Source organism: Rathayibacter tanaceti (assembly GCF_009834165.1).
GTDB classification, from domain to species: Bacteria; Actinomycetota; Actinomycetes; order Actinomycetales; family Microbacteriaceae; genus Rathayibacter; species Rathayibacter tanaceti.
The window spans coordinates 52,960-79,014 of sequence record NZ_CP047186.1; the positions used below are offsets into that span (position 1 = coordinate 52,960).

Genomic DNA, 26,055 nt, shown 5'->3' on the forward strand with positions numbered 1-26,055 from the left:
CGGAATCACAGCGTTCGCGGGTGTCTACTGCCCCGCCTCTGCCACGACTGAGGGTCATCGGCCTGGATTCAGGCCGGAATAGACGCCCTTATCCTGGGCATTCCCCTGAACGTGGCGCAAGAATGGGGCGAAAGGCGCCATCGGTGATGCACTGCCTTCTGAGACCGAGTAATGTCTCTCACGGCCCAGACCACTACCGTCCGGTCCCGATCACTCCAGGAGGAAAAGTGGCCCAGAAGATCACGCTTGTCGACGATATCGACGGAACGCCTATCGATTCCGGTGACGGCGGCACCGTCCGGTTCAGCATCGAGGGAGCGAACTACGAAATCGACCTCGGCGCCGACAACGTCGCCGAGCTCCACTCGGTCCTTGAGAAGTTCGTCTCGAACGGCCGCCGCGTCGGCTCGCGTCCGGCTGCCGCCTCGACCGCCTCCTCCTCGACCAAGAGCGACCCCAAGCAGCTCAAGGCGATCCGCGAGTGGGCCAACGCCAACGGTCACCCCGTCTCCGACCGCGGACGCATCCCCTCCGAGGTCCAGGCTGCCTACCAGGCCGCGCACAAGTAAGACCTCTCGGGCATCCGCCCGAGACGCCGAAGGCCCCCGAGGAGCGAATCCCCGGGGGCCTTCGGCATGGCATCGTTCAGAACAAGCGGGTGTGCGAATCGTCCGTTCCCCGCATCGCCTCGTAGTCGAGCACGACGCAACGGATACCGCGGTCCTCGGCGAGTGTCCGCGCCTGCGGCTTGATCTCCTGCGCGGCGAAGACTCCGGTCACGGGCGAGAGATGCGGATCGCGATTCATCAACTCGAGATAGCGCGTCAGCTGCTCGACTCCGTCGATCTCGCCGCGACGCTTGATCTCGACGGCGACTGCGGCTCCTGAAGAATCCCTCGCGAGGATGTCGACCGGCCCGATCGCCGTCATGTACTCACGGCGCACCAGCGTGTGCCCGTCTCCGAGCAGTTCGATCTGCTCGGCGAGCAGGCGCTGCAGATGCGCCTCCACGCCGTCCTTCACGAGCCCCGGGTCGATGCCGAGCTCGTGCGCGGAGTCGTGCAGCACCTCGTGGATCGAGACCACGAGCGCGTCTCCGGTCTTGCGGTGCGCGACGGTCCACTGCTGCGTCACGCCCGCCGCGCGCGCCTCCGCGTCGGGCTCACCGGTGACCAGCGTGCAGGGCGGGCTCATCCAGTTCAGCGGCTTGTAGGAGCCGCCGTCCGAGTGGATCAGCACGCTTCCGTCGGCCTTGACGAGGAGGAGGCGGGTGGCGAGCGGGAGGTGGGCGCTGAGACGGCCGGTGTAGTCGACGGAGCAGCGCGCGATGACGAGACGCACCCGTCGAGGATAGACGGCTCGCCGTCCGCTCCGGCCGCTCAGGCTGTGCCGCGGGGCGGCCGACGGCGGCCGAGCGGGGGAGCGGGAGCCGGCACGACGAGGGAGGCGCGCAGCGCGATCGAGAACTCGGCTGGCGCGTCGGCCCACGGGTGGTGACCGCTCGCCTCGACGACCGCGAGGCTGCCGTGCGGCAGGAGCCCGGTGAGGGCGCCGAGGGCTGCCAGGTCCGTGAGCGGATCGTCCCCGCCTCCGACGACCACGGCCGCGCAGGTCAGCCGCCCGAGCGCCTCGCGGAGCGCTGCGGCCTCGGCGGGCGGCGCCGGTGGCTCCTGCCCGTCGTGCTCCTGCGCGGGGTGGTCGGCGTCGATCCCGAGCCAGGCGGTGCCGGGGGCGATCAGGAGGAGGTGCGCGACGCTCCCCGGAGCCCGGGCGGCGGCGAGCAGGGCGGCCCGGCAGCCGGAATCGTGGGCGACGAGGTCGAGGTCGTCGACGCCGAGGTGCGTGCGCAGATCCTCGAGGTCGTCGGCGGTCGTGGCTGCGGAGCCGGCGGGCACCGCCTCCGAGCCGCCCCGGCCCCGGGGGTGCAGCACGAGGATGCGGCGGGTGCCCGCCACCGTGTCGAAGCAGCGGAGGTACGAGGGGTGCCGATCGGGTTCGCCGGGCACGACGACGAGGGGGCGGCCGGCGCCGTGCTCGTCGACGTGCAGGAGGGAGCCGTCGCGCGCCCGGTACCGCATGCCGTCCCCCTCCCCTCTCCGCTGGCAGCCTAGGGTCTGCGTGTCTCTAGGGTCTGCGCGTACCAAGGGTCTGCGCGCGCCGGGCCGCCGGTGCCGGCGGGAGCTACGGGGTGATCTCGCGGCGGCTGCGTGCGGCGGGTGAGGCGAGCCCGGCGACCACGACGAGGGCGAGGACGAGGAACAGCGCGGTGAGCAGCCCGACGTGCTCGCCGAGGAAGCCGATGACCGGCGGGCCGACCAGGAAGGCGACGTAGCCGAGCATCGCGACCGCACTGACGCGCGCGGCCGAGTGCGGCCCCTCGGCGGCTGCCGACATGCCCACCGGGAAGCCGAGCGAGCAGCCCAGCCCCCAGGCGACTGCTCCGGCGATCACGAGCCCGTCGAGCGGGGCGAGGATGAACAGCAGGAGCCCGGCGATCGCGAGCAGGGCGGAGGCCTGCAGCACCGGCACGCGACCGAACCGGTCGAGCAGGGGGCCGCCGAGCACGCGACCGACGGTCATCGCGGCGACGAAGACGCCGAAGACCACGGCGGCGGTGGTCGTGTCGGCGCCGTGGCCGTCGACCATCGCGAGGGTCAGCCAGTCGTTCGCCGAGCCCTCGGCGAACGCCATCCCGAGCATGATCACCCCGATCAGCACGAGCCGTCCGTCGCGCCAGACGCTCAGGGAGGCGGCGACCCGCTCGCGCATCGGCGGTGCGACGCTGGTGAGCGCACCGGCCGTGTCGAGCGCGTCGCGCACCGGGACGAAGCGGATCGCGACGAGCGCGGTCGCCACGACGATCACGGCGATCGCGCCGAGGTGGACCACCACGGGCACGGCGAGGGCCGAGGCGCCGGCGCCGATCAGCGCGCCCGCGACGGTGCCGAGGCTGAAGAAGGCGTGGAACAGGGGCAGCAGGGTCTTGCCGAAGGCCGCCTCGTTGGCGGCGCCCTCGACGTTCATCATCACGTCGACCGCTCCGTTGCCGAAGCCCAGCAGCGCCATCCCGGCGAAGGCGAGGGGGAGGACGCCCAGAGTGCCCGCGGCGACGCCGAGCAGGGCCAGCCCCGTCGCGCAGACGGTGAGGCCGATCACCATGCCGCGGCGGGCGCCGACCGCGCTCATGATCGCGGTCGAGAGCGCGAGGCCGGTGATCGCTCCGATCGACATCGAGAGGATCAGCAGGCCCACTCCGGAGGTCGAGAGATCGAGCTCGTCGCGGATGGCCGGGGTGCGGGAGACCCAGGTGGCGATCGAGATCCCGCTGAGCACGAAGATCGTGAAGACGGCGTTGCGCCAGGCGACGAGTTGCGGGCGGGTGAGCGCGGACGTCGCGGTCATGGCGGTTCTCCTGGGAGAGAGCGGGATCCGGGGCGGCGGCCAAGGATCGAGAAGCGCTGTCGAATCGATTCGAGGCGGATCGGTCTAAGCTATCCGGAACCCCCGGGGACGGTCAACCGCGCAGCACCGCGCCGAGCCCCGACGAGGAGGACCGTGGAACCGCACAAGAGCCCCCGCCCGACGCTCGCCCGCGTCGCGAGCAGAGCCGGCGTCTCGCCCTCGACCGCCTCCCTGGTCTTCAGCGGCGCGGGCCCCGTCTCGGACGCGACGAAGGAGCGGGTGCTGCGGGCCGCTGCCGAGCTCGACTACGCCGGCCCCGACCCGAGGGCGCGCTCGCTCCGCCGCGGCCGCTCGGGGATCGTCGGCGTCGTCGTGGACGAGCGGGTGCTGCACGCGTTCCGCGACCCGATCAAGATCGCGATGCTCGATGGGATCGCCGATGTGCTCGGCGGCATCGACGCGGGGATCCTGCTGCTCACCGAGACCGGGGACGGCTCGGGGCTGCTGGCCACGGCGCCGGTGGACGCGACGATCCTGGTGGCGTGCAGCCCGTCGATCGACGACTCCGTCGCTCTGCTGCGCCGCCGCGGCGTGCCCGTGGTCGTCGTTGAGGGCGCCTCGGTGCTCGGCGGCGCGGTCGTCTCGCTCGACAACCGCGCGGCGAGCCGCACAGTGGCCGAGCATCTGCGCGAGCTCGGCCACGAGCGGGTCGGAGTCGTCTCCCTCCCGTTCGCGAAGGACCGTCGTCGCGGCCCCATCCCTGCCGAATGGCGCTCGAGCCCGAGCATCACCCCGGTCGACCGGCTGCTCGGTGTGCAGGACGTGTTCCCCGACGGACGGGTCGTGGCGGCCGCGGCGAGCACCGTCGAGGAGGGGATTGTCGCGGGCCGAGCCCTGCTCGATGCGGCCCGAGCGCCCACTGCGATCGTGGCGCAGAGCGACCTGCTCGCTGCGGGCGTGATCCTGGCCGCGGAGGAGCGGGGGCTGCGCGTGCCGCAGGACGTCTCCGTCGTCGGCTTCGACGGGGTGCAAGTACCGGGCCTCGCCGCCGAGTACGACCTCACGACGATGGCGCAGCCCGCGGTCGAGAAGGGCCGCGCGGCGGGGCGAGCGGCGATCGCGCTCCTGGCCGGGGAGGAGGCCGAGACGGTCTGCTTCCGGGCCACGTTCCACCGCGGCAACACGAGCGCGCCGCCCCGCTGAGCCTGCGGATTCTCCCCAGGGTTGTCCACAGCCCGTTCGGCTCGGTCAGCGCAGCCAGACGTCGCTGCGCACGCGCAGGCCGAGCGTGAGAGCGCGGGCGCCGAGGTACCCGACCGCGAACGCCAGCCAGAGGGCGAGCAGGCGCCACTCCTCCGCCGCCGCGGGGGCGAGCAGGGCCAGCGGCGCGAAGACCGCGAGGTTCACCAGTCCGCTCAGGGCGAGGTAGCGGCCGTCTCCGGCGCCGATCAGCACGCCGTCGAGCACGAAGACGAAGCCCCCGAGCGGAGCGGTGAGACCCACGACCGCGATCGCCGCGGGCAGCAGGCGCAGCACCTCCGGATCGCTCGAGAAGACGTACGGGAGGACACCACTCAGACCGGTTACCACGATGCCGAGGACGACGCCGGTGGCAATTCCCCAGGTCACACAGCGTTTCGTCACCGCGCGCGCACGCTCCCTGTCGCCAGCGCCGAGGAGGCGTCCGAGCAGCGCCTGGGCGGCGATCGCCACGGCGTCGAGGGCGAAGGCGACCGTCGAGAACAGCGTCATCGCCACCTGGAAGGCGCCCAGCTCCTCCGCCCCGAGCGAGGTGGCGGTCGCCACCGCGAGCAGGATCGCCGCGCGCAGGCTCGCGGTGCGCAGCAGCATCCAGCCGCCCGAACCCGCCGACGAGACGAGGCCCGCGACGTGCGGCCGGAGCGGGGCGCCGACCCGCCGCGCGAGCCGCAACGCGACGGCCGCGTAGGCGGCGAACATCGCCCACTGGGCGATCACCGTGCCGAGTGCCGAGCCGGTTATCCCCAGGCCGGCGGGGTAGATCAGCACGGCGTTGAGGGCGGCGTTGAGAGCGAATCCGCCGGCCGCGATCACGAGCGGAGTGCGGGTGTCCTGGTAGCCGCGGAGCAGGCCGGTGAGCGCGAACACACCGAGCATGGCGGGGATCCCTGCCATGCTGACGGCGAGGTAGCGCACCCCCGCCTCGGCGACGTCGGGCTCGGCTCCGAACAGTGCGACGACTCCCGGAGCGGTCAGCGCGCCGACCACGCCGATGACCGCACCGAGCAGTAGCGCCAGCCAGCCGCCGTCGATGCCCGCGGCCACCGCACGCCGCTCGTCGCCCTCGCCGAGTGCGCGGCCGACCCGAGGGGTCGTGCTGTAGGCGAGGAACACCATCAGCCCGACGATCGTCTGCAACACAGCGCCGCCGAGGGCGAGGCCGGCCAGCGGGACGGCGCCGAGGTGGCCGACGAGGGCGGAGTCGGTCAGGAGGAACAGCGGCTCGGCGATCAGCGAGCCCAGCGCCGGGACCGCCAGCCGCAGGATGCTGCGGTCGAGAGAGGAGGTCACCGCTCGACGCTAGCGCCCAGCGGAGCGGCGCAGGATCCCCGGAGTGCCCGCCCCGAGGGTTCGGGGGCGGCTCCTGCGGGGTCGGGGCCCCTGTTCGAGTGCAGGCGAAACGAGTCTTCCTCCCCTGCGCAGGCACGACGCGGCGCCGCGCCTAGCCTGGCGGCCTGTTCGCCCCTCCCCGGGCGAGCGCTTCTGATGCCCTGCGGAGTGACCCCCATGTCCCGTGCCCGAACCGCGTTCACCGTGACCGCCGCGCTCCTCGCAGGCATCCTGGTCGCCCCCACCGGAGCGAGCGCCGCCGTGCCGGGAACGGTCCTCGTGACCGGCTTCGAGAGCGGAACCGCGGCGCCCTCGGCTCTGACGGGGAGCGCCTCCGCGGCGGTCTCGGCCGAGAGCACCGAGGGCGACTCGTCGCTCGAGGTCTCGTACGACGTCTCGGGCGGCCTCGTCGAGCTCGGCTACGACCCGATGCAGGCGCCCGCGATCCCGACGCCCGTCTCGGCGCTCACCGTCGACCTGCGCGGCGACGGAACCTACAACACGGTCTACCTGAGGGTCCGCGACTCCAGCGGCGAGACGTCGGTGCACCGCGTCGACGCGATGCGGTCGACGGACTGGCAGACGCTGAAGGTCGACCTCACGGCCGAGCCCGTCGCCCGCGACGGCGGCGACGGCAACGCCGTGCTCGACGCCCCCCTCACCCTCGCCGGCGTGCTCGTGGTGCGCAACGGCGAGCAGCCTCCGACAGGGACCTTCGCGCTGGACGACCTACGTGCGGACACCACCGGCTGGACCCTGCCCGTCGCCGTGTCGAGCTACGTCTCGCCGCAGGCCGGGGAGAGTGCCGGGATTGCGTTCGAGGCGGGCGGCCCCGGCGACTGGGAGCTGCGCCTCGAGGACCCGGCTGGACTCTCGCGCACCCTGACCGGCACCGCAGAGGCGGCCGGCGGGATCGCCGTCGACTGGGACGGACTCGACGACGAGGGCGCTGCGATGGCCGGGGACGTGCGCGCAGTGCTGCGCCAGGACGACTCCGCAGACGGCGCGCTCGGCGGCGGCACGACCACCGGTGTGCCGCTGCTCCTGACCCTGGCCGAGGCCGACGACCCCGACTCCACCTCCCTGGTCGAGGCCTTCGACGGCGGCGACGAGGGCTGGGGCGTCGCCCTGGGCTCCGCGACTCTGCGCCGCGCCACCGAGCCGGCGGCGAAGGGCGGCGCCATCCGCACCGAGGGAGCCGACGCGCTGGCGGTCGACTACGACCTCTCGGAGGGGATGGCCGGCATCACCCGTACCGTGCCGCTCGACGTCGCCACCGGCCCGGTCACGGGCCTGAAGGTCGACCTCAAGGGCGACGGCAGCTACAACACCGTCTACCTCAGGGTCGCCGACGCGACCGGCGAGGCCTTCACCTACCGGATGGACGCCATGCGGCACTCCACCTGGACCACCGTGCCGATCGACCTGACCCAGGACCCAGTGCTCGCCGAGGGCGGCAACGCCGACTCCGTGCTCGATCTGCCGCTGACGCTCTCCGGCTTCTCCGTGGTCCGCAACGGCGAGCAGCCCGCGACCGGGACGTTCCTGCTCGACAATCTGCGCGCTGTGAGCAGCCGGTGGACGATGCCCGAGTCCGACGTGGAGTTCCTGGTGCCCTCCGAGGGCGGCGCCGCGAGCCTCGGCTTCACGGCGGCGTCGGCCGGCGACTGGATGATCGTGCTCCGCGACGGGAGCGGCCGCAGCCGGACGGTCACCGGCACGCTCACCACGCCGGGCGAGAACGCCGTGCAGTGGGACGGCACGGCCGATGACGGCGAGGAGATGGACGGGCCGATCCGCAGCATGTTCCTCCAGGACTCCACGCCCGACGGCGAGTTCTCGGCGTCGCGGACCCGCTCGGCGACTCCGACCCTGCTCACCGTCGCCGCGGCGCAGCCCTCGACGACCAGCGTGGTCGAGGGCTTCGAGGCGGCTGCCTCGACCTGGAGGGTCGCGATGGGCTCCGCGACGATCTCGCGCACCAGCGCCCAGAAGACCCAGGGCTCCTACGCCCAGCGGATCGACTACGACGTCTCGTCCGGGCTGGTCGAGACCGTGCAGAACACCCCCGCGACCATGCTGACCAAGCCCGCCAGCGCGCTGCGGATCGATTTGAAGGGCGACGGCACCTACAACACGGTCTACGCGCGCCTCCGCGACGCCTCCGGCGAGACCTTCACCTACCGCCTCGACGCCATGCGCTCGACGGCCTGGGCGACGATCGACGTCGACCTCACCGCTCCGGCCGCGCTCGTCGAGGGCGGCGACAGCGACCACGTGCTCGACATGCCGGTGAAGCTCTCCGGCGTGATCGTCGTGCGCAATGGGAGCCAGCCGGCCACCGGCACCGTCGTGCTCGACAACCTGCGCACACTCGCGTCCGGCTGGTCGCTGCCGACCGCGGCGACGTCCTTCTTCACCCCTGCCCCCTCGGCGAGCACCTCGCTCTCGTTCACGGCGGGCGGCCCCGGCGACTACCGCCTCGAGCTGCGCGACAAGGAGGGGCGCCTGAAGACGATCACGGGGCGCGCCGCGGCCGCCGGCGCCGTCTCGGTGCCGTGGGACGGCTCCGACGACTCGGGCACCAGGATGCGCGGCGACATCAGCGGTGTCTTCGGTCAGGACGGAGTGAACGACGGCACGCTCGCCTCGAACGCGACCCGGAGCGGGATCCCGCTGCTGCTGACCGTCGCCGAGGTGGACGCCGACGCGAGTCTCGCGCAGTCGTTCGATGCGGCCGGTACCGACTGGATGCAGGCGGCGGGGAGCGCGACCCCGTCGACCTCGACGACCCGCACCGAGGGCTCGGGGGCGCTGCGGATCGCCTACGACCTCACGAGCGCCGACGCCGAGATCGAGACCCGCGCGACTCCGGTGCCGCTGCTGACGCAGCCGGCCACGGCGCTCAAGGTCGACCTGCTCGGCGACAGCAGCTGGAACACGGTGTTCCTGAAGCTGCGCGATGCGACCGGCGAGATGTTCTTCTACCGGGTCGACGCGATGAGCCTCAGCCGCTGGACGACCGCGACCGTCGACCTCCGCTCGCCGGCCGCGACCACGCACCTGGGCAATGACGACGGCGTGCTCGACTACCCGGTCTCGCTGGTGCGGATCAACGTGGTCCGCAACGGCCCGTCGGCTCCGGCCACGGGCACCGTCGTCCTCGACAACCTGCGCGTCCTCGATAAGGACTGGACTCTGCCGGCCGCGAGCGCGCCCCGCTTCTCGCGCGAGAACGCGGCGACCACCGCCGTCCGCTTCACGGCGGGCACGCCCGGCGACTACGCGCTCGTGCTGCGCGACAGCGCAGGCCGCACCCGCACCTTCGGAGGCACCGCGGCCTCGGCCGGCGAGATCGCCGTCGCCTGGGACGGCACCGACGACCGCGGCGCCGGGATGTCCGGAAGCATCGCCGGCCGCCTGACCTGGGATGCGACTCCCAACGGCTCGCTCACCGGAGCCGCCACGGCGACCCGGCCCTACCTCACCGGAGTGAGCGCCCGCGCCACCGAGGCGGCGCCGCGCTCGATCAGCGGGATCAACAGCTTCCTCACCGAGCAGGACTCGCCCGTCGAGGTCGACCGGCAGGCGGCGCTGCTCGAGGACGCGCAGGTGCGGTGGGCCCGCGAGGAGTTCGAGTGGAAGCGCGTCGAGCCGCGGAAGGGCTACTACGACTGGGCCAAGTTCGACCAGGCGGTCGCGGTCAGCCAGGCGCGCAACGTCGACATGATCGGCAAGCTGGTCTACTCGGCGCCGTGGGCCTCCTCGGCTCCAGCGGGAACGCCCGCCGAGGACGCGCAGTACTACCCGCCGCGCAGCACCGCCGACTTCGCGTCGTACGCTGCGGCGACCGTCGCCCGGTACAAGGACCGCGTGCACGTCTGGGAGGTGTGGAACGAGCCCAACACCGACTACTACTGGCGTGGAGGAGCCACGGCCGCCCAGTACGGCGAGCTGTTGAAGGCCGCCCACACGGCGATCAAGGCCGTGGATCCGACCGCGACGGTGCTGGTGGGCGGGCTGGACCAGTTCAGCGACCCGTTCATGCGAGGCGTGCTCTCGGCCGGGGCGGGCGACTCCTTCGACGGGCTCGCCGTGCACACCTACACCGTCGACGGCGCCCCCGAGACCGGAGCGATCCCCACCTACCTCGACGCGGCGCAGTCGTTCCTCGACCGCAGCGCACCGGGACGGAGCCTGTGGATCACCGAGGTGAGCTGGGCGACCTGCACCACCTGCGTCGGAGCGACGAGCGAAGCGGACCAGGCGTCCTACCTCTCCCGCTCCTACCTCGACGCGGCCGCCCGCGGGATCAAGGGCATCGCCTGGTACAACCTCGTCGGGGGCAGCAACCCGCAGGAGCCGCTCGACACCTTCTCGGTGACCGAGCGCTCCGGGAGGCTGAAGCCCTCGTACACGGCGCTGAAGGAGGTGGGAGCCATCCTCGCGGCGGGCACCGCTGTCGGCCGGGCCGGTGCGACCGCCTCCGCCTCCTCGGTGCTGGTCGACGACCTCGCCTCGACGAGCGGATACGTCGTCGCGCCGATCGGCGGCGGCAGCGCCTCGCTCGCCGCCACCTCGGCCGGCTACTCCGGTGCCGGCGCGCTGACGCTGACCTACGACTTCTCCGGCTCGTCGAAGGGGGCGCAGATCCACTCGTCGCGCACCCTGCCCGGCTCGCCCACAGCGGTCTCGGTGCAGGTGCGCGGAGACGCGAGCACCAGTCCGGTGTACCTCAAGCTCAAGGACGCCACCGGAGAGACCTTCCAGGGCCTCGTGGGCAACGTCGGCGGCTCGGCCTGGCAGAGGATGACCCTCTTCTCGGACGGGCTGAACCCCAACTACACGCACTCCGGCGGCGACAACGATGGAGTCTGGGACTACCCGGTCACGCTGGTCGACACCTTCGTCTACACGTCGATGTCGGGAGTCACCTCCGGCTCGGTCACGATCGACGACGTGACGGCCGACTACGGGGTGAACGTGCACGGCACGGTGTTCCAGACGCCGACCGAGACGGTGCAGGCGCTCTTCACCGCGGCTCCCGCCAGCGCCTCAGTGCAGGTGTCGGGAGCGGCGGCCTCGGTGAGGACCGCCGCGGGCCGCACGCCACTCGCTGTCGCGGACGCTCATGCGACGGCGGGCCTCGGCCGCACGCCGACGTTCGTCGCCTCGGCACCGGGGGTGACCCGCTCCGGCGGCTCGACCTCGCTCGACTGGATGACCGGCGACGGCGCGACGACCAGCGTCGCGGTGCTCACCGCCGGGGGCTCGGTGGCGAAGCAGCTCACGACGTCGGTCCGCTACCTCGCGGGCCGGCAGGTGCTCGCCTGGGACGGACGCCTGACGAACGGCACCGTCGCTCCCGCCGGCTCCTACAGCATGCGCATCACGACGACGACGTTCGACGGGCGCGCCATCGTGCAGAAGGTGGGTTTCACCCAGCCGTGACGTCAACGTCGGTCGTGCACGACGGCGGTCGCTCGCGGACGAGGATGCTTGTTGAGGGCGCCGTCGGATCTCGATGGATGAGAGTCCGCTCAGGCTCGCCGTCTGTGACCGGTCTGCGACATTCTCTCGGCCATTTTCCTGCCAGTGTTGGGCTGCTCCTCAGGGTGAGGCTGCTTCATGTCTCTGGGGGTCGTGTGGCTCGTCGTCGCGTCCGCTTGCTGGTTGTTCCTGTTCTGGCAGGACTACTAAGCGCTGTTCTGACCGTCACGAGCGTCGATGCGGCGTCCGCGACGGCGATGACGCAGATCTCTGCGGAGCTCAGTGCTGAGCAGGCCGCAGCGGCGGAATCCTCGGGAACGGCTGACCTCGATGAGGTGCCGCTGGAAGCGTCCGATCCTGCCGCGCCCCCGGCGCTCTCTGCGCTCGTGCCGGAGGACGGCGACGTTCCGGTCGGGGATGCCACTGCTCAGCCGACGGAGGAGCCGACAGCGACGTCCACGGCCGTGCCGACCGAGGGAGCGTCCCCGGGTGATGTCGACGACTTCGACGCGTCGACGGCGACGGTCGTTGATCGGGACGAGTTCACGACCACATATGCGTTCGGTAACAGCCAGCAGGTCACGGATGTCTCACTGACGCCGTCCGCGGTGGAGACGAGCAAGGGCGAGTGGGTTCCCGTTGAGACGGAGCTCGAGACGACTGGTCCGGCTTCGTGGTTGGGGCAGGGCGGTGCCGAGGTGGACGTGCACCCGCTCGAGCCGTCCTTTGCTGAGCACGCCGATGATGCGCCTGTTCTGTCGATGAACAGGGGCGGCCACTCGATCGGTTTCACTCTTCGCGGAGCCGACCACAGCGTTCTCGAGCGTGATCTTTCTCCGTGGGCGGACAGCTCGGCAAAGAGTCACCTCGAGTACAAGGACGTCTTCAAGGGCGTCGACCTGGTCTACGACGTCGAGACGTCGAACGTGAAGGAGAATCTGCGCCTGGAGAGTGCCCCTGAGGCGGGTAAGGCGTCATGGACGTGGGAGGTCGATGCTCCCGGACTCGCTGCCGCAAAGGATGATCTGGGGAACATCGTCTTCTCGGATCAGTCCGGTGCCACAGTCTTCGCTATGCCCGCTCCGATTCTCTGGGACTCGTCGGGTACCGAGAAGAAGGCCGATGCGGACGCTGAAGGGGCCGTCGCCCTCGTGCAGGAGGGTTCGAAGACCCTGCTGACGATCAGCGCGTCGCAGGCGTGGCTGCACGACCCCAAGCGCGTCTATCCCGTGTACGTGGATCCCACGACGGAGACGACCATCAAGGACGTCGCGGCTTTCAAGTCGAATGGGCAGACCAACAGTGGAATGACGCAGGTCGGTAACACCAATTCGAATGGAGTCTGGCGGTCGATCGCGCACTTCAACTACGAGTCGGTCGTCGCAGGCAAGCAGGTCGTGGGCGCGAACATCGGCGTGACGAACATCGTCGACGGGACGACCGGAACCTACGCAGGGGGCGTCCACGACGTCACCTCGTATGGCTTCAACGGCGCTGGTGTCCAGCTCGCGTCCCTGTCGATCTCGGAGCGGGGTGGTGAGACGGGCTGGGACGGCAGGCTTGGGTCCAAGCTCGCCGAGTGGGCTCGCAACGGTGTATCCGGGGGCAATCTGCTCATTGGCGGTGATGAGCGCGGAGGGGTGTACTCCTACCGCTGGATCGACGTGCACCTGTGGCTCGAGACGAAGGACTTCCCGCGCGCGGGGTGGAACCCGCTTCCGGCCGACAAGCTGGAGAATCAGACCCTGACCCCGACGCTTCACGCGGACGCCGAGTACGATCCCACCACGAGTGGTCTGGATCATCTCTACCGCGTGAGCACCAACCCGAACCCAGAAATCAGTCCCATTTACGACACCGGCTGGGGAGCGGGAGCTGACCAGAAAATTCCTGCGGGCTACCTCAATCCGAACACCTGGTACTACTGGCATACCTTTGTGAAGGACAATGCCGATGGCTATTACGGTACGTCTACGGTCGCAGTGAGTCAGACCTGGAGTTTCAAGACCACCGACCCCCCTGTTCCCCAGCAGAGCACGACAAGTCCCTCGGACAAGTCGGTCATCGTGTCCACGACGCCGCGACTGCAGGTCGGCGCGATTGGGAACGCGAACCTGAAGGAGTACGCCTTCCGGATCGCCACGGGCGCCGACGCGACGACCGGACAGGTCGCGACCTCCGGCTGGCGGACCGATCCGTGGTGGGATGTGCCGCCCTCGATCCTGCAGGACGGCTCTACGTACACGTGGACCGTGCTGACTCGAGACAAGTCGAACAACGAGTGGGGACCCTTCTGGGTCAACCGACTGACCGTCAACCAGCGCATCACTAACTCCGGTCCTGCCCCGACCGACTCCGCCGGCCCCGCCACGGTGAATCTTGCGAACGGCAATGTCAGCATGGGCTTCAGTTCCCCGACGGTCGCGACCATCGGTGGTGACATCGGTATGAGCTTCACTTACAACTCGAAGAAGACCGTGAACAACGGCCTCACCGGCCGGTACTACAACTACACCGGCACAGGAGTCCCGCCGTCCGACTTCTCCGGCACGAACATCAAGCAGATCCTCCAGCGCACCGACTCCCAGCTGAACTTCGACTGGGGAGGAGGCTCGCCCGGTGACGGCGTGAACAGCGACAACTTCATGGCTCGCTGGAGCGGTTTCCTCCGTGTCCCTGACGCCGGCCCGTGGGAGTTCGCGACCAGCCGCGATGACGGTGTCATCGTCACGGTCGGAACCGCGAACGGCGGCGCCGGAACCAAGGTGGTCGACCGGTGGGACGCAGCTCATCAAGATCCCGTGTGGGGAGGCGCAAGCGCCACCATCACTGGTGCGGTCCCGATCGACGTAAAGTACTTCGAGCAGGCGACCGACGCCAGCCTCAAGCTCTACATCCGCAAGGTCGGAACGACCAGCGCATCGCTCATCCCCGCCGACTGGGTCACAGCGACCCGGTCTGTCCTCCCCGGCGGGTGGAGCGGCTCGACACCCCTCGTCGGAGACCTGCAGACCTACGCGAAGGCCGAGGTGAAGGAAGGGTCCATCGTCTTCACCGACATCGACGGCGACACCCACACCTACACGAAGAAGTCTGCCGGTGGATACTCCGCACCTGCTGGCGAGTCCGGCGTCGCCGCGATCGACGCCAACGGAGCAGCCTCTCTTGCCGACGGCGCCGGCGTCGTCACGGTCTTCAACAGAGACGGCGCGGTCTCCGCCGTGACCAGCCCCGACGACACCAAGAAGCCCACCGCGCCCGTCGTCTCGTATCGGGCCGACGGTCTCGTGGATCGCATCTCGGACCGGCTCTCCGGCAGCACCAGCGGCTCCACTACCACCTATGCCCGCAGCGTCCGCTTCATCTATCAGGGCGACACTGCCGCCAGCCTCGGCCTCGACACCGGCGAGAACTGGCCCGGCACTCAGAACCTCTGCCCAACGGATTCGAGCTCGACTTCGGCCTATGTGGCGGCGCCGACCGGGATGCTCTGCCGCATCCTCTACCCGAACCACACCGCGAACTCGTTCATCAACGACACCGCGCTGCTCTACGACGCCTCCGGCAACCTCGTCCGCATCAACGACCCCGGCAACGAAGTCACTACCTTCGTCTACGACGGCAGCGGACGCGTGACCGCAGTGCGCGACAGCCTCTCCAACGACTGGATCACCAACGTCTCTCCCGGAAGCAGCGGGCTCGCCACCACTCGCACGGAGATCTCGTACGACAGCGCCGGGCGCCCCGTAACTGTCACGCTCCCTGCACCTGATGGAGTCACGCAGTCGACGCGCCCGAGCAAGACCTACAACTGGCCAGCAGCGGGAGGTGACACGACCACCGTCGATGTCGCCGGACTCACCGTCCCCAACTCGGGCACATCGAACGGCCACGCGGTCACCGTCAAGTACGACTCGGCCTACCGAACGCTCAGTTCGAAAACGGCCTCCGGCCTGGAAAGCCTCACCGAATGGACGAGTAGCGACCTTCAGCTGTCGTCGACAAACCCGCAAGGTCTCAAGTCGACCGTCTTCTACGACTACGCCAACCGTCCGTACGACAATTACGGACCCGCGCCGACCGCCTGCTTCGCCGGCAATAAGCCCACCTCCAGCTGCTCGGGCACTGGGCACTCCACGACGACTTACGACGGTGACCTCAACGGACTGTCGGCGAGTTACTACGGCAACAACCAACTCTCCGGCGTGCCCGTCGGTTACGGCCTTGGTCAGGAAAGCACCGGAAAGATTGCCGTGGATTGGGGAGCCGGAGCGCCGGCCGGAATCAGTAGCGACCAGTTCTCCGCCCGATACACCGGCAGCATCACCATTCCCACCGCCGGCGACTGGTATTTCAAAACCATCGCCGACGACGGCACGCGCCTCTGGATCGACAACGTCCTCAAGATCGACGATTGGGTTTCGCAGTCGCAGCACTGGTCGGTCCCAGGCCGCATCCACACCGACGCCGACAACACCGTCCTCCCCATCCGCCTCGACTACCTCGACAACGGTGGAGACGCACACCTCGAACTCAACTGGTCACAGTCCCCGAACACCGACTTCACCTGGGTTCCCGGCGCACAGATGAAACCTGACTACGGCCTCACCACTTCAACGACCACCGATGACAAATTCTCGGTTTCAAATACCATGAGCGATGGAACCAGCGCACCGAACGGCGTCGCTGCATCAACGTCCGCGGTGAGCTCGTCGACGGTGTCTACAAACTACGGAAGCGAGCCGTGGCTCGGGCTCTCCACCTCAAGCACGGTCGACCCAGCCGGGCTTGCCCTCAGCACCAAGACTGATTACGAGACCGACGGCTATAACCGCCGCACCGGGAAAACCCTCCCTGCGGCCACGTCAGCCGGAGCAACCGCCGCCAGCGCCGGAACGACTTTCGCCTATTACGGCGATAAGGACACTTACGGCCCCGCTCTCGGTACTACGTCCGCGGTCTGCGGTCTTGCACTGACCACCCCTCAGTTCGGCATGCTGAAGCAGACCACTAATGCGAAATATGGTGGATCTGCAAATTCCGTCAGCACTCAGTACATATACGACATCATGGGGCGCGTCGTGGGCGCAAAGCAGTCGGGCGACAGCGCGTGGACCTGCACTACCTATGATGCCCGCGGGCGCAATGCCGCCGTCGCTTACCCGAAAACCGGAACGATCGCTGCTCGAACGGTTACTACAAGTTACACTAGTGATGGGACGTCATCGGGAGACCCGCGCACAACAGCGGTGACGGACTCGTCGATAGCCGCGTCACCAACCGCTGGGAAGGTCACGACCACGACCGACCTTCTCGGCCGAGCCGTCAGCTATGCCGACGTTTGGGGTCTAACTACGGCAACCACCTACGATCTCGTCGGCAATGTCATTCAGACCCAAACTAAGAAAATATCGTCCATCGTCTCCGTACAAACTTTCGAGTATGACCTTGATAGTCGCGTCACGAGGGTCAAGCGCGGTGGTGCCGACCTTGCCACCGTCACCTACGGACCCGCAGACGCCGCCTCACTGCTGGACCGCGGCCAAGTCACCGCGGTGAGCTACCCAGCAGCTAGTGCCGGAAACGGTACCAATCTAGGTAGTATCGTTCGGAGCAATCGGACGGGAGCACAAGTGGGCCTTACGTGGAATTTCCCGGCAGGAAGAACCTCGAATTTGACTGACACTGTGTTGCGTTCTCAATCTGGACGTATTGTTCAAGATACGATTACAGATGCAGGTAACCTATCTCAGGCGAACTACAACTTCGACGCGGCAGGACGCCTGATTAAGGCGATAATTCCGAACCATAATCTTACTTACGGATACGGTGACTCGTCCTGCAATACGGCCAGCTATCCAGGCGCTATTGTCCGCGCTGGAAAGAACGGAAACCGCACAAGCTACACCGACGTCGCCACGCTCCCCACAGGGACGGCAACGACCACAACTGCGTACTGCTACGACTCCGCCGATCGGCTTCTGGGCTCGACAATTTCTAGTGGCGTAGCTGCAACTGGTGCGAACGCGGTGGCCGACGGACTGAGTAGCTCGGAGGTCAAGTACGACGAGGGCGGAAACACTGTCACGCTCGGTGATGAAGCAATGACCTATGATGCCGCAGACCGACACCTTTCCACCGTCACACCTACTGGCGCGGCTACCTACCAGCGCGATGCCTTCGATCGAATTGTGTCCCGAAATCAGACCATCGCTGGAAACAGTTCCGAAGTTCGATACGGATTCGAAGGTGGGTCTGATACGCCGGACTTCATACTCGATTCATCGAATAATTTGATGGAAGAGATTGTTTCCCTCCCCGGTGGAGTTGTCGCTACTATTCCAGTGAGCGGATCAGAAATATGGGCATACCCCAACTTGCACGGTGACATCATCGTCACGGCCGACGGTGCAGGGGTAAGAGCGAAAAACTCTGCGGGCGCGCTGCTGCCGGCCGCTCTTTACGATCCTTATGGTCAGGTCGTGGATCCAACGACAAAGTTGATCGGCACCGTGGCTGCGGATGACTCGATTCCGAATACCCAGTCCCGTACTGATGCTGACTACGGCTGGCTTGGGCAGCACCAGAAGTTGTCGGAGCACATCGGAAGTATCAGCACAATTGAAATGGGTGCGCGTCAATATGTGGCTGCAATTGGCAGATTCCTCGAGGTCGACCCTGAAGAAGGCGGGGTTCAAAACGACTATGTATACCCGGTGGACCCGATCAACATGTTCGACCTTGACGGGCGCGCCTTCAATTGGGGTCTGGCAATTGATATCGGATTGACTGTGTTGATGTTCGTTCCCGGACTGGGTGCAGCAGCGGCTGTGGCGCGTGTTGCTGTAATCGCGGTGCGGGTGTATAAAGCAGCGGCGATGGTCGAGAGGGGAGGAGCAGCGGCGAATGCTCTAATTCGCACAGGAGTGCGGGCCAGTGGATTCCTCGGGCGCGTTGGTTCAAGAGTCGGTGGCCGGGTTTACACCGGTGCTACTCGTCGATCCGTTTCAAATAACGGTCGTGGTTACAACTACACTTCTCGAGATGGACTTCGTCAGTGGCGGTCTCCGCAGTTCAAACCGCTTCCACAGCGTCTCGGTGGTGGCTACCAGTGGACGTCGAATACCGGCTACTCTCGTACTGGTAATTTGAATCCCGGTAGCAATAACTTGCGTAACTTGCACATCTATCACGGAGGGTCCCGATGGAGGCCTTGATTGAGAAAATTGGTCCTGAAGAGTCGGCGAACGAGCGCGTAGGATATGTTACGTCCGGGGATATGAAGGGATCGTATATTCGTGGCCCGCATCATATCCCAAGTTTAGACGCAGGCGAAGCTTCAGACCTCTTCAGCTTCACATGGTGGGTAGAACCAATACGTGATGGTCAGCTGGAAATGGAGTACGCGCTTACCCGAGGTGATGCGCAGGGGATGCTCGAATCATGGATCGTGCGGTGGTCGCCGGCGGGTAGTGATGCCGCATCGATCATGTTCGACGATTTCCACTGGAGGTGGGCAGATATGCATGCACTTCGGCGGTTCACTGCCCCCCTTAGCCTATTAGGCAAGGGCGTTGCTGAGGCAGCGCTCAACAGTCGGAAGGCTGCTTACCAGAAGATTCACAGTACGAGATATGCGGCTAGCCTCGCAATGGATCTAGTACAGGGTGGCATGTCAACCTTTCCTGCTAAACGAGATCTGTTAGATTGGGATCCGGGTTGGCGAGAAGTAGCTGCATTACTACGGAGTAGGGGCTTATACCTCGCGGTTGTGCCTCGTAAGGGAGTGCTCTCGACAAAAGGGCTCGGCGAGATCAAGGCAGGGAATGGCGAGATCGACAAAACCCTCTTGCAGCTGATTAGCCCGGATGATGTGTCTGGTTTCAAGAAGAGACATAATATTAGGCGGCCGGCGCTACCCGATTGGGGCCTAGTAGGCCTTACAGGACTTCTTGCACCCACTCAGTTTTGTTTGGGAATTTCGTCCAGACCGTCTTTTCGCAATGCGATCTTGGACCTAGATCCCTGGTAGGTCTGACCAACGACGGGTTCCTGGAGATGACGAACGCGGCGCGCACCAGCCTCTGATAGCGGCCAACCGCGGCTATTCCAGTGTTGGTTGATTAGTGGCAGTGCCCGGCCACACCGGTGACCTGACGACGTTCTACTTCGGTCAGACGAATGACATCACCGTCCACGCGAGCGGGCACAAGGGCACCGACCGCTGCACCGGAGGATCGAGGGCGCATGGGCAGTACGCGGTCAGCGGGCGAACCGTCGTCGAGAGCCGTCGGACCCTCGGCGACACGTACGGCTACAGGATCAATGACGGCAACGGAGTCGTGTCGCTTCTCGGACACCTCCGCCCTCTGTCGGCCCTCACCGTCGGCCAGATCGTGCAGAAGGGTGACTTCGTCGGAGTCGCCGGCAGATCGGCACAGCCACCTGAGACCACGTGCACCTCGGCATCTACATCAACGGCGCCCCAACCGACCCGGTCACTCTCCTCAGCGTGACAGGACTGACAGCCCCGTCACGCTGCTGACTTCATGCACCAGACGAAGAGCCCCGACCCAATGCGGCTGGGGCTCTTCGTATGTCTCTGAACATCCGTCGATAGCGTCTCATGAGCATCGCCAACGTCCAGCGGTTCGAGGGAACCGCTGCAGAACCGTCGCCGCCGCGACGTCAGCGGCATGGTTCACTCATCCGCGTCCTCGTCGGGGGTGCGGAGAGTAAGCTCCCACGCGAAACGGACGACGCCAAGGGAGAACATGATCCCTGCCGACCAGATTATCCAGCCCCAACCCACATCGACGTCCGATATGCGCGAGACGTGGACGACGCAGATGATCACCGAAACGATGGCGAGTAGCGACGCAACGAGATTGAACATCTCCCGGCTGCGCTCTGACCGGGAGCTCGTTCGTCGCCCACGTGAGCGTCGAAGCCGGCCCGACTCGAGTCACAGAAGCAGAACGACCACACAGTTGGATCCGGAAGCCCCCAGCCATCGCTCGAATTACCCTTGGCCACCCGCGCGAAAGTGACAATCGGCGAGGGCAAGAGTATCTACCCCGACTCCCGCGATGCCGGTGATGCCGCGGTCGTCGAAGAGGCGGACGGCGACGTCGGCGACGAGGGGAGTCACGCGGAGAGCGGAGCGGCGCGCGTCCTGCCCTCGATCGTCGCGAGGAGCTGCCGCTCCCACCCGGCGATGTCGGGATGGGCGCGGCCCCACGTGCGCGCGAGCTGGCACGCGTGCGCGATGGCGTCGACCGACGCCGACTCCCACCAGTCCGTATCCTGCGTGGCGGCGAGGACGGTGCGGGCCGACCGCAGCTCGGCGGCGAGCCGGTTGAGCATCCAGCGCGTCTCGTCGGGGTCGTTCTTCGCACGCCAGAGAGCGTCGATGTACATCTGCGCGGTCAGATCGGCGAGGTGGTGCGCTGCGCGGACCGCGAGCGCGAGGTCGTCAGCGGCGGAGCTCGACGGGGTCACGGCGGCCGCCCCTCAGCCGAGGGCGAGGGTCCCGGTGAACGGGCCGGTGAGGGAGGCGATCGCCTCGACGTCATCGAAGGTCCCGAGCCGGGCGATGCCGTCCCAGTAGCCGACGTCGCCGTAATAGAGCACCAGGTCGCCCGACGGCGCCCAGAGACCGATGTCGCCGACCTCGGGGTCGTCGCCCGAGGGCATGCCCGCCATCGACGGCGGGGAGGCGAGCGGAGCGGTCTTCTCGACTGCGTTCAGATCGTCGAAGGCGAGCGTCAGCGGCAGCTGCTCGGCCAGGGCGCGGGCGGCCGGAGTGTCGTTCAGTCGGGCGGTGACGACGCGGTCGCCGACCGTCAGGGTCAGGGGTGTTCCGTCGGTGTCGGGCACGACGTCTCCATTCGCGAGATCCGAGAGTGAGGGCACGGTGCTCGACGGCGACGGGGGCGCAGCGGTCGGGGTGCTCCCGCTCGTGACGGCCCGCTCGGCCGTGGCGCACCCCGTCAGCGCGAGCACGGCGACAAGCGCCGGCAGGACGTGTCGTCGGTTCAGCATGGTCGCAGTCAAGCCGCGCCGACATCGCCCCGGGAGTCTCTGCCGAAGGGCGTACCGCCGGTACACCCCTCACCACGGAGGAGCGACCTACCGTGGACGCCATGGACAACCGAACCGAGGTCCGCGAGTTCCTCCTGTCACGACGGGCACGCGTCTCCCCCGCCGACGTCGGCCTCCCGACGGGCGGGAACCGCCGCGTCGCGGGCCTGCGCCGGGCCGAGGTGGCGATGCTGGCCGACGTCAGCGTCGAGTACTACGCGAAGCTCGAGCGCGGCGACATCGCGGGAGCGTCCGCCGGCGTCCTCGAGGCGCTCTCGCGGGCGCTGCGCCTCGACGAGACCGAGCGGATGCACCTCCACCACCTCGCCCGCGCGGCCGACGGCCGCCCTGCCTCCGCCCGCCCTCGACGTCGCGCGAGCGGCGTCCAGCCGGCGCGCGCCGGACTGCAGCGCACGCTCGACGCCATCACCGGCGGCCCCGCGTTCGTGCGCGACCGGCGGCAGAACCTGGTCGCGACCAACGCTCTCGGGGCCGCGTTCTACTCGCCCGTCATCGGTGCGGGAGGCGGAACGCCCAACCTCGCGCGGTTCCAGTTCCTGGATCCGGCCGCCCGCGACTTCTACCCCGACTGGGATCTCTTCGCGCACATGTGCGTCGGGATCATGCGCGTCGAGGCGGCCCGCGACCCTCATGACCGGGCACTCCAGGACCTGGTGGGCGAACTCACGACCAGGAGCGAGACGTTCGCACGGTTGTGGTCGGCGCACGACGTCCGCACGCACGGCGGCGGCACGAAGCGCTTCCACCATCCCGTCGTCGGCGATCTGGCCCTGGTCTACGAGGAACTGGCGGTCACCGCCGAGGACGGCCTGCGTCTGCTCGTCTACACGGCCGAGAGCGGGACGCCCTCCGCGGAGCGCCTCCAGCTCCTCGGCAACTGGACAAGCGGCAGCGACGTCCGCGCGGGAGCCCTCGAGTGAGCGTCGCGTCCGCAGACCCGTACCAGGAGGCGTCGCTCGCCGAGCTCCTCGCCGCGCTCGACGCCGGCACCACCGTCACGGGCGGCTCGCCGCTGCACGCCGTCATGCACGCCACCAGCCAGGAGGCGCTCCGCATCGCGGGCGAGCTGAACGGCGGCTACCGCGAACCCGCGGAGGTCCGCGCGCTCCTCGTCCGGCTCACGGGCAGGCCCGTCGACGAGAGTGTGACGCTCTTCCCGCCCTTCACCGCGGACTTCGGCAGGAACATCACGCTGGGCAAGCGCGTCTTCATCAACTCCGGCTGTCGGTTCCAGGACCAGGGCGGGATCACCATCGGCGACGACTGCCTCCTCGGCCACAACACCGTCATCGCGACACTCCAGCACGGCCTCGCGCCGGCCCGCCGCGCCGACCTCCTCCCCTCGCCGGTCGTCCTCGGCCGCTCCGTCTGGCTCGGCGCGAACGTCACGATCCTCCCGGGAGTCGTCATCGGAGACAACGCCGTCATCGGCGCCGGTTCCGTCGTCACCCGGGACGTGCCCGCGAACGCGATCGCGGTGGGCTCGCCCGCGCGGGTGGTGCGCCGCCTCGAGGAGTGAGGCGACTCGATCGGCGTCAGCGGCGCAGCGGCTCGCGGTCTCGGGTGAGGGGGGCCGATCGCAGGGCGCGGGCGTAGATGCGGTAGCGGTGCACCTGCTGCGCGGACGCCTCCGCGCGCGTCGGGCGGAGCGACGAGAGGTGGTAGACCAGCCTCCGCGAGGCCATCCCGGCGAGCACGACGGCGCGCCACAGCCGCTGCTGGAGGTCCGAGCGCGCCATCCGCCAGCCGTAGAGGTCGAAGAGGTTCACGATCCAGGCGGTGCTGACGCGGCCGTCGACGTCGCTCGAGGAGCCGCCCATCGCGTGCAGCGCGTGCAGCCGCGGGTCGAGGACCACACGCAGGCCCTCGGCGCGCAGGCGCAGGCAGATCTCGACGTCCTCGGCGTACATGAACCAGCGGTCGGTGAGCCCGCCGATCCGGCGCCAGAGGGCGAGCGGGACCATCAGGCAGCCGCCGCTCACCCAGTCCACATCGCGCGGCTCGCCGTGCAGGTCCGCGGCGAAGAGGTAGTGGCCCTCGAACGCCGCGAAGCGGCGGCCCAGGCGCGAGAGTCCCGTCTGGTGCAGCAGCATCCGCGGGATCGTCGGCGCGTGGCCCGCGGCGACGATCACCACGTCCTCCCCCTCGTTCTCGAGCAGGGGCGAGACGGCGCCGATGGTCGGGTCGGCATCGAGGAGCGACGCGAGGGAGGCGACGACGGCGGCCGAGATCTGCGCATCCGGGTTCAGGAGCAGCAGGTGGCGGCCGGAGGCGTGCGCGGCCCCGAGGTTGACGGCCCGCGAGAAGCCGGCGTTCTCGGTGTTCTCGACCACCTGCACGGCCGGGTACTCGGCGCGCAGCACAGCGACCGTCTCATCGCGCGAGAGGTTGTCGACCACCACGATCTCGATGCTCTCGTCGCGGCCATCCAGCGCGTCGAGGCAGGAGCGGATCACGCCCACGCTGTTGTAGGTGACGATCACGATCGACACGGCCAGGGCGCCGCTCACGGCAGCACCTCCAGCATCGCCGTGCGCAGGCGCTGCACGACCGCGTCCCAGCTGTAGTGCTCGAGCACCGGAGCCGGGTCGAGGGCGGGCCGCGGATGCGCGACGAGCTCGCGGATCGTCGCGGCGATCGCCTCCCCGTCGCGCGGATCGACGAGGTGCGCGTGCTCGCCGAGGATCTCGCGGAACACCGGAATGTCGCTAGCCAGCGTCGGCGTTCCGCAGGCGAGGGCCTCGAGTGTCGGCAGGCCGAAGCCCTCGTCGAGGGTGAGGAACAGGAACAGCGCGGCGTTCTCGTAGAGCCAGCGCAGCTCCTCCACCTCGATCCGGCCGAGGAGTCGCACCGAGCCGTCGTCGAGCGCCGCGCGGACCGCAGGCAGGAACTCCGTCCGCACCCCGGAGGCCTCGCCGACGACGAGCAGCGGAAAGGCGGGGGAGAGCACCCCGGAGGCGAGGGCCGCCTCGATCGCGGTCGCGAGGTTCTTGCGGGCGTTCAGCCGCCCCACCGCGAGCAGGAAGCCGTCGAGTCCGTCGACGCCGGCGGGCGCGACGGGCTCGGCGCTCGCGAAGGCGCGGCTCAGCCCGAGGCCGACGGGCACGGCGGAGCGGGCGGCCGACGTGCGGACGATGCGGCGCGACTCCGCCGCACTGCTGGCGATGACGAGGTCGGCCCGCCGGATGCTGAGCGGCATGAGCGAGAAGTAGGCGCGCTCGGTGCGGGTGAACCACTCGGGATTCGTGAGGAACAGGAAATCCTGCACGAACACGGCCGAACGGCCGAGGAGGGGCGTGAAGTTGTGGGCGAGCGTGATGTCGGGCCGCAGCCGCAGCGCGAGCAGTGCGAGCTCGAGAACGGCGCTCACCCCCTGCGGGCGCAGCCGGGTCGCGACGACGCGAGCACGGTGTCCGAGTTCGCTCCGCGCTGTCTCCACGGCCGAGGAGGGCACGGCGACGACAAGCGAATCCTCGGGAAAGGAACGCGCCCAGGAGAAGACGATCTCGCGCATGACGTCGCGATTCGAGATCGGTCCGCGGATCCACCAATTACCATCGAGCAGGATCCGAAGGGATCCTCGGTGCGGACCTTTACCGGGCATTCGACCCCTGTCTCGGAATGGGTTCTCTGATGGATGTTCCGACTGTAGCGAACGCCCGCGAGCACTGACGACTCCGGCTCTGGAGCAGGCCGCCGCACTGAGGAGAGGTCCTATGAGAACCCGACGCCGCATCGCACTCGTCCGCTGGGCGGTCGCCGCTCTCGGCGCGGTCGTCGTGCTCAATGCGGTCGTCGTCGCGCAGGTGCAGGTGGGCTGGGACGCGGCGACCGACTTCCTGAGTTCGGTCACGGCGCTCACCAACATCCTCTCGGTCGTCGCGTTCACGATCGCGGGCCGCAGCGCATGGCGCTCGGCGCGATCTGGCGGGCGGAGGCGCGCACGCGCGGGGCGCACAGAACCGTCCCGGATCACGGTGCTGCGCACCCTCAACGCCGCGACCCTGGTGAGCATGTCGGGCCTGTTCCTGGTGATCTACGGCCCCACGGTGCTCGGCGATCCGGCACAGATGAACGCGAGCACGGTCGTGCTGCACGTGCTCGTCCCGGCGCTCGCGCTGGTCGAGCTGATGGTGATTCCTGGCGCGGGACCAGTCGATCTGCGACTGGTCTGGCTGGTGATGGTGTTCCCCGTCGTCTGGTTCGCGTACACCTTCGTACGCGGCGCACTGACGTCGCGGTATGTGTACGAGTTCCTCGATCCCGAACTCTCCGGAGGCTCCCGGATCGTGGCGAGCATGACCCTCCTCATCCTCTCGATCTTCTTCCTGGTCGGAGTAGCGACCCTGTCGCTGCAGCGGTGGCGGACGGCCCCCTGAGAGTGGTTAGTATGAGCGCCGATGCCCGCCTTCGGGGGAGGGGTTATTCCTCCGGATCGAATGCCGTGCACTGTCGCATCGAGCGGTAGGG

The 26,055-nt window shown here is 68.4% G+C and carries 17 protein-coding genes; 8 read left to right on the top strand and 9 right to left on the bottom strand.

Annotated elements, in window-relative coordinates:
* Positions 1 to 227: 227 nt before the first annotated feature.
* Entirely contained in the window at positions 228 to 569 is a 342-nt protein-coding gene (locus GSU10_RS00260; RefSeq protein WP_068209522.1) for a histone-like nucleoid-structuring protein Lsr2, read from the top strand.
* A 76-nt stretch (positions 570 to 645) separates the two neighbouring features.
* Here GSU10_RS00260 and nucS read toward each other — a convergent pair whose 3' ends face one another.
* The 3 genes from nucS to GSU10_RS00275 all read right to left on the bottom strand — a co-directional run bounded on the left by nucS (position 646) and on the right by GSU10_RS00275 (position 3,402).
* Positions 646 to 1,341 (bottom strand): endonuclease NucS, encoded by a 696-nt coding sequence (gene nucS, locus GSU10_RS00265; RefSeq protein WP_068209524.1) that lies wholly within the window; start codon positions 1,339 to 1,341, stop codon positions 646 to 648.
* Between the two features lie 38 nt (positions 1,342 to 1,379).
* Entirely contained in the window at positions 1,380 to 2,078 is a 699-nt protein-coding gene (locus GSU10_RS00270) for an alpha/beta fold hydrolase (RefSeq protein ID WP_132504616.1), read from the bottom strand.
* A gap of 103 nt (positions 2,079 to 2,181) precedes the next feature.
* Entirely contained in the window at positions 2,182 to 3,402 is a 1,221-nt protein-coding gene (locus tag GSU10_RS00275; RefSeq protein ID WP_068210788.1) for an MFS transporter, read from the bottom strand.
* A 153-nt stretch (positions 3,403 to 3,555) separates the two neighbouring features.
* On the opposite strand from GSU10_RS00275, the gene GSU10_RS00280 reads away from it, so the two are divergent.
* A complete protein-coding gene (locus GSU10_RS00280; RefSeq protein WP_068210790.1) occupies positions 3,556 to 4,605 on the top strand; it encodes a LacI family DNA-binding transcriptional regulator in 1,050 nt (349 codons plus the stop codon).
* Between the two features lie 45 nt (positions 4,606 to 4,650).
* Here the strand turns inward: GSU10_RS00280 and GSU10_RS00285 are convergent, their stop codons facing one another.
* On the bottom strand, positions 4,651 to 5,952 hold the full coding sequence (locus GSU10_RS00285; RefSeq protein WP_236713602.1) for an MATE family efflux transporter: 1,302 nt from the start codon (positions 5,950 to 5,952) through the stop codon (positions 4,651 to 4,653).
* Positions 5,953 to 6,168: 216 nt separating this feature from the next.
* Here GSU10_RS00285 and GSU10_RS00290 point away from each other — a divergent pair, with 216 nt between their 5' ends.
* From GSU10_RS00290 to GSU10_RS00300, 3 genes are all read left to right on the top strand, one after another.
* Positions 6,169 to 11,442: an endo-1,4-beta-xylanase gene (locus GSU10_RS00290; RefSeq protein ID WP_068210793.1), complete on the top strand. Its 5,274-nt coding sequence runs from the start codon at positions 6,169 to 6,171 to the stop codon at positions 11,440 to 11,442.
* A gap of 104 nt (positions 11,443 to 11,546) precedes the next feature.
* Complete coding sequence (locus tag GSU10_RS00295) at positions 11,547 to 18,698, top strand: PA14 domain-containing protein (protein WP_158286085.1); 7,152 nt, start codon at positions 11,547 to 11,549, stop codon at positions 18,696 to 18,698.
* Between the two features lie 915 nt (positions 18,699 to 19,613).
* On the top strand, positions 19,614 to 19,997 hold the full coding sequence (locus GSU10_RS00300; protein ID WP_068210798.1) for a peptidoglycan DD-metalloendopeptidase family protein: 384 nt from the start codon (positions 19,614 to 19,616) through the stop codon (positions 19,995 to 19,997).
* A gap of 185 nt (positions 19,998 to 20,182) precedes the next feature.
* Here the strand turns inward: GSU10_RS00300 and GSU10_RS00305 are convergent, their stop codons facing one another.
* The 3 genes from GSU10_RS00305 to GSU10_RS00315 all read right to left on the bottom strand — a co-directional run bounded on the left by GSU10_RS00305 (position 20,183) and on the right by GSU10_RS00315 (position 21,525).
* A complete protein-coding gene (locus GSU10_RS00305; RefSeq protein ID WP_068210800.1) occupies positions 20,183 to 20,377 on the bottom strand; it encodes a hypothetical protein in 195 nt (64 codons plus the stop codon).
* Between the two features lie 251 nt (positions 20,378 to 20,628).
* Positions 20,629 to 20,982: a hypothetical protein gene (locus tag GSU10_RS00310; protein WP_068210802.1), complete on the bottom strand. Its 354-nt coding sequence runs from the start codon at positions 20,980 to 20,982 to the stop codon at positions 20,629 to 20,631.
* 12 nt (positions 20,983 to 20,994) lie between these two features.
* Positions 20,995 to 21,525, bottom strand: coding sequence for a cyclophilin-like fold protein (locus GSU10_RS00315; protein ID WP_082845116.1), 531 nt, complete (start codon positions 21,523 to 21,525; stop codon positions 20,995 to 20,997).
* 101 nt (positions 21,526 to 21,626) lie between these two features.
* Here GSU10_RS00315 and GSU10_RS00320 point away from each other — a divergent pair, with 101 nt between their 5' ends.
* Together GSU10_RS00320 and GSU10_RS00325 are read left to right on the top strand one after the other, a co-directional pair.
* On the top strand, positions 21,627 to 22,505 hold the full coding sequence (locus GSU10_RS00320; protein WP_132504622.1) for a helix-turn-helix domain-containing protein: 879 nt from the start codon (positions 21,627 to 21,629) through the stop codon (positions 22,503 to 22,505).
* The gene (locus tag GSU10_RS00325) at positions 22,502 to 23,104 is read left to right on the top strand and encodes a DapH/DapD/GlmU-related protein (RefSeq protein WP_068212626.1); all 603 of its coding nucleotides are present in this window, start codon (positions 22,502 to 22,504) and stop codon (positions 23,102 to 23,104) included. Before GSU10_RS00320 ends, GSU10_RS00325 begins: the two co-directional genes overlap by 4 nt.
* Positions 23,105 to 23,120: 16 nt before the next feature.
* Here the strand turns inward: GSU10_RS00325 and GSU10_RS00330 are convergent, their stop codons facing one another.
* Both GSU10_RS00330 and GSU10_RS00335 read right to left on the bottom strand, forming a co-directional pair.
* On the bottom strand, positions 23,121 to 24,095 hold the full coding sequence (locus tag GSU10_RS00330) for a glycosyltransferase family 2 protein (protein ID WP_068212623.1): 975 nt from the start codon (positions 24,093 to 24,095) through the stop codon (positions 23,121 to 23,123).
* A complete protein-coding gene (locus GSU10_RS00335; protein ID WP_082845254.1) occupies positions 24,092 to 25,099 on the bottom strand; it encodes a glycosyltransferase family 4 protein in 1,008 nt (335 codons plus the stop codon). Before GSU10_RS00335 ends, GSU10_RS00330 begins: the two co-directional genes overlap by 4 nt.
* A 202-nt stretch (positions 25,100 to 25,301) precedes the next feature.
* Here GSU10_RS00335 and GSU10_RS00340 point away from each other — a divergent pair, with 202 nt between their 5' ends.
* The gene (locus tag GSU10_RS00340; protein WP_068212617.1) at positions 25,302 to 25,964 is read left to right on the top strand and encodes a Pr6Pr family membrane protein; all 663 of its coding nucleotides are present in this window, start codon (positions 25,302 to 25,304) and stop codon (positions 25,962 to 25,964) included.
* Positions 25,965 to 26,055: the final 91 nt, after the last annotated feature.

Bases quoted from the DNA above. Each gene is read 5' to 3' on its own strand.
- GSU10_RS00320 (WP_132504622.1), top strand. From the start codon at position 21,627: ATGGACAACCGAACCGAGGTCCGCGAGTTCCTCCTGTCACGACGGGCA.
- GSU10_RS00305 (WP_068210800.1), bottom strand. From the start codon at position 20,377: ATGTTCAATCTCGTTGCGTCGCTACTCGCCATCGTTTCGGTGATCATC.
- GSU10_RS00340 (WP_068212617.1), top strand. From the start codon at position 25,302: ATGAGAACCCGACGCCGCATCGCACTCGTCCGCTGGGCGGTCGCCGCT.
- GSU10_RS00335 (WP_082845254.1), bottom strand. From the start codon at position 25,099: ATGCGCGAGATCGTCTTCTCCTGGGCGCGTTCCTTTCCCGAGGATTCG.
- GSU10_RS00315 (WP_082845116.1), bottom strand. From the start codon at position 21,525: ATGCTGAACCGACGACACGTCCTGCCGGCGCTTGTCGCCGTGCTCGCG.
- GSU10_RS00290 (WP_068210793.1), top strand. From the start codon at position 6,169: ATGTCCCGTGCCCGAACCGCGTTCACCGTGACCGCCGCGCTCCTCGCA.
- GSU10_RS00275 (WP_068210788.1), bottom strand. From the start codon at position 3,402: ATGACCGCGACGTCCGCGCTCACCCGCCCGCAACTCGTCGCCTGGCGC.
- GSU10_RS00270 (WP_132504616.1), bottom strand. From the start codon at position 2,078: ATGCGGTACCGGGCGCGCGACGGCTCCCTCCTGCACGTCGACGAGCAC.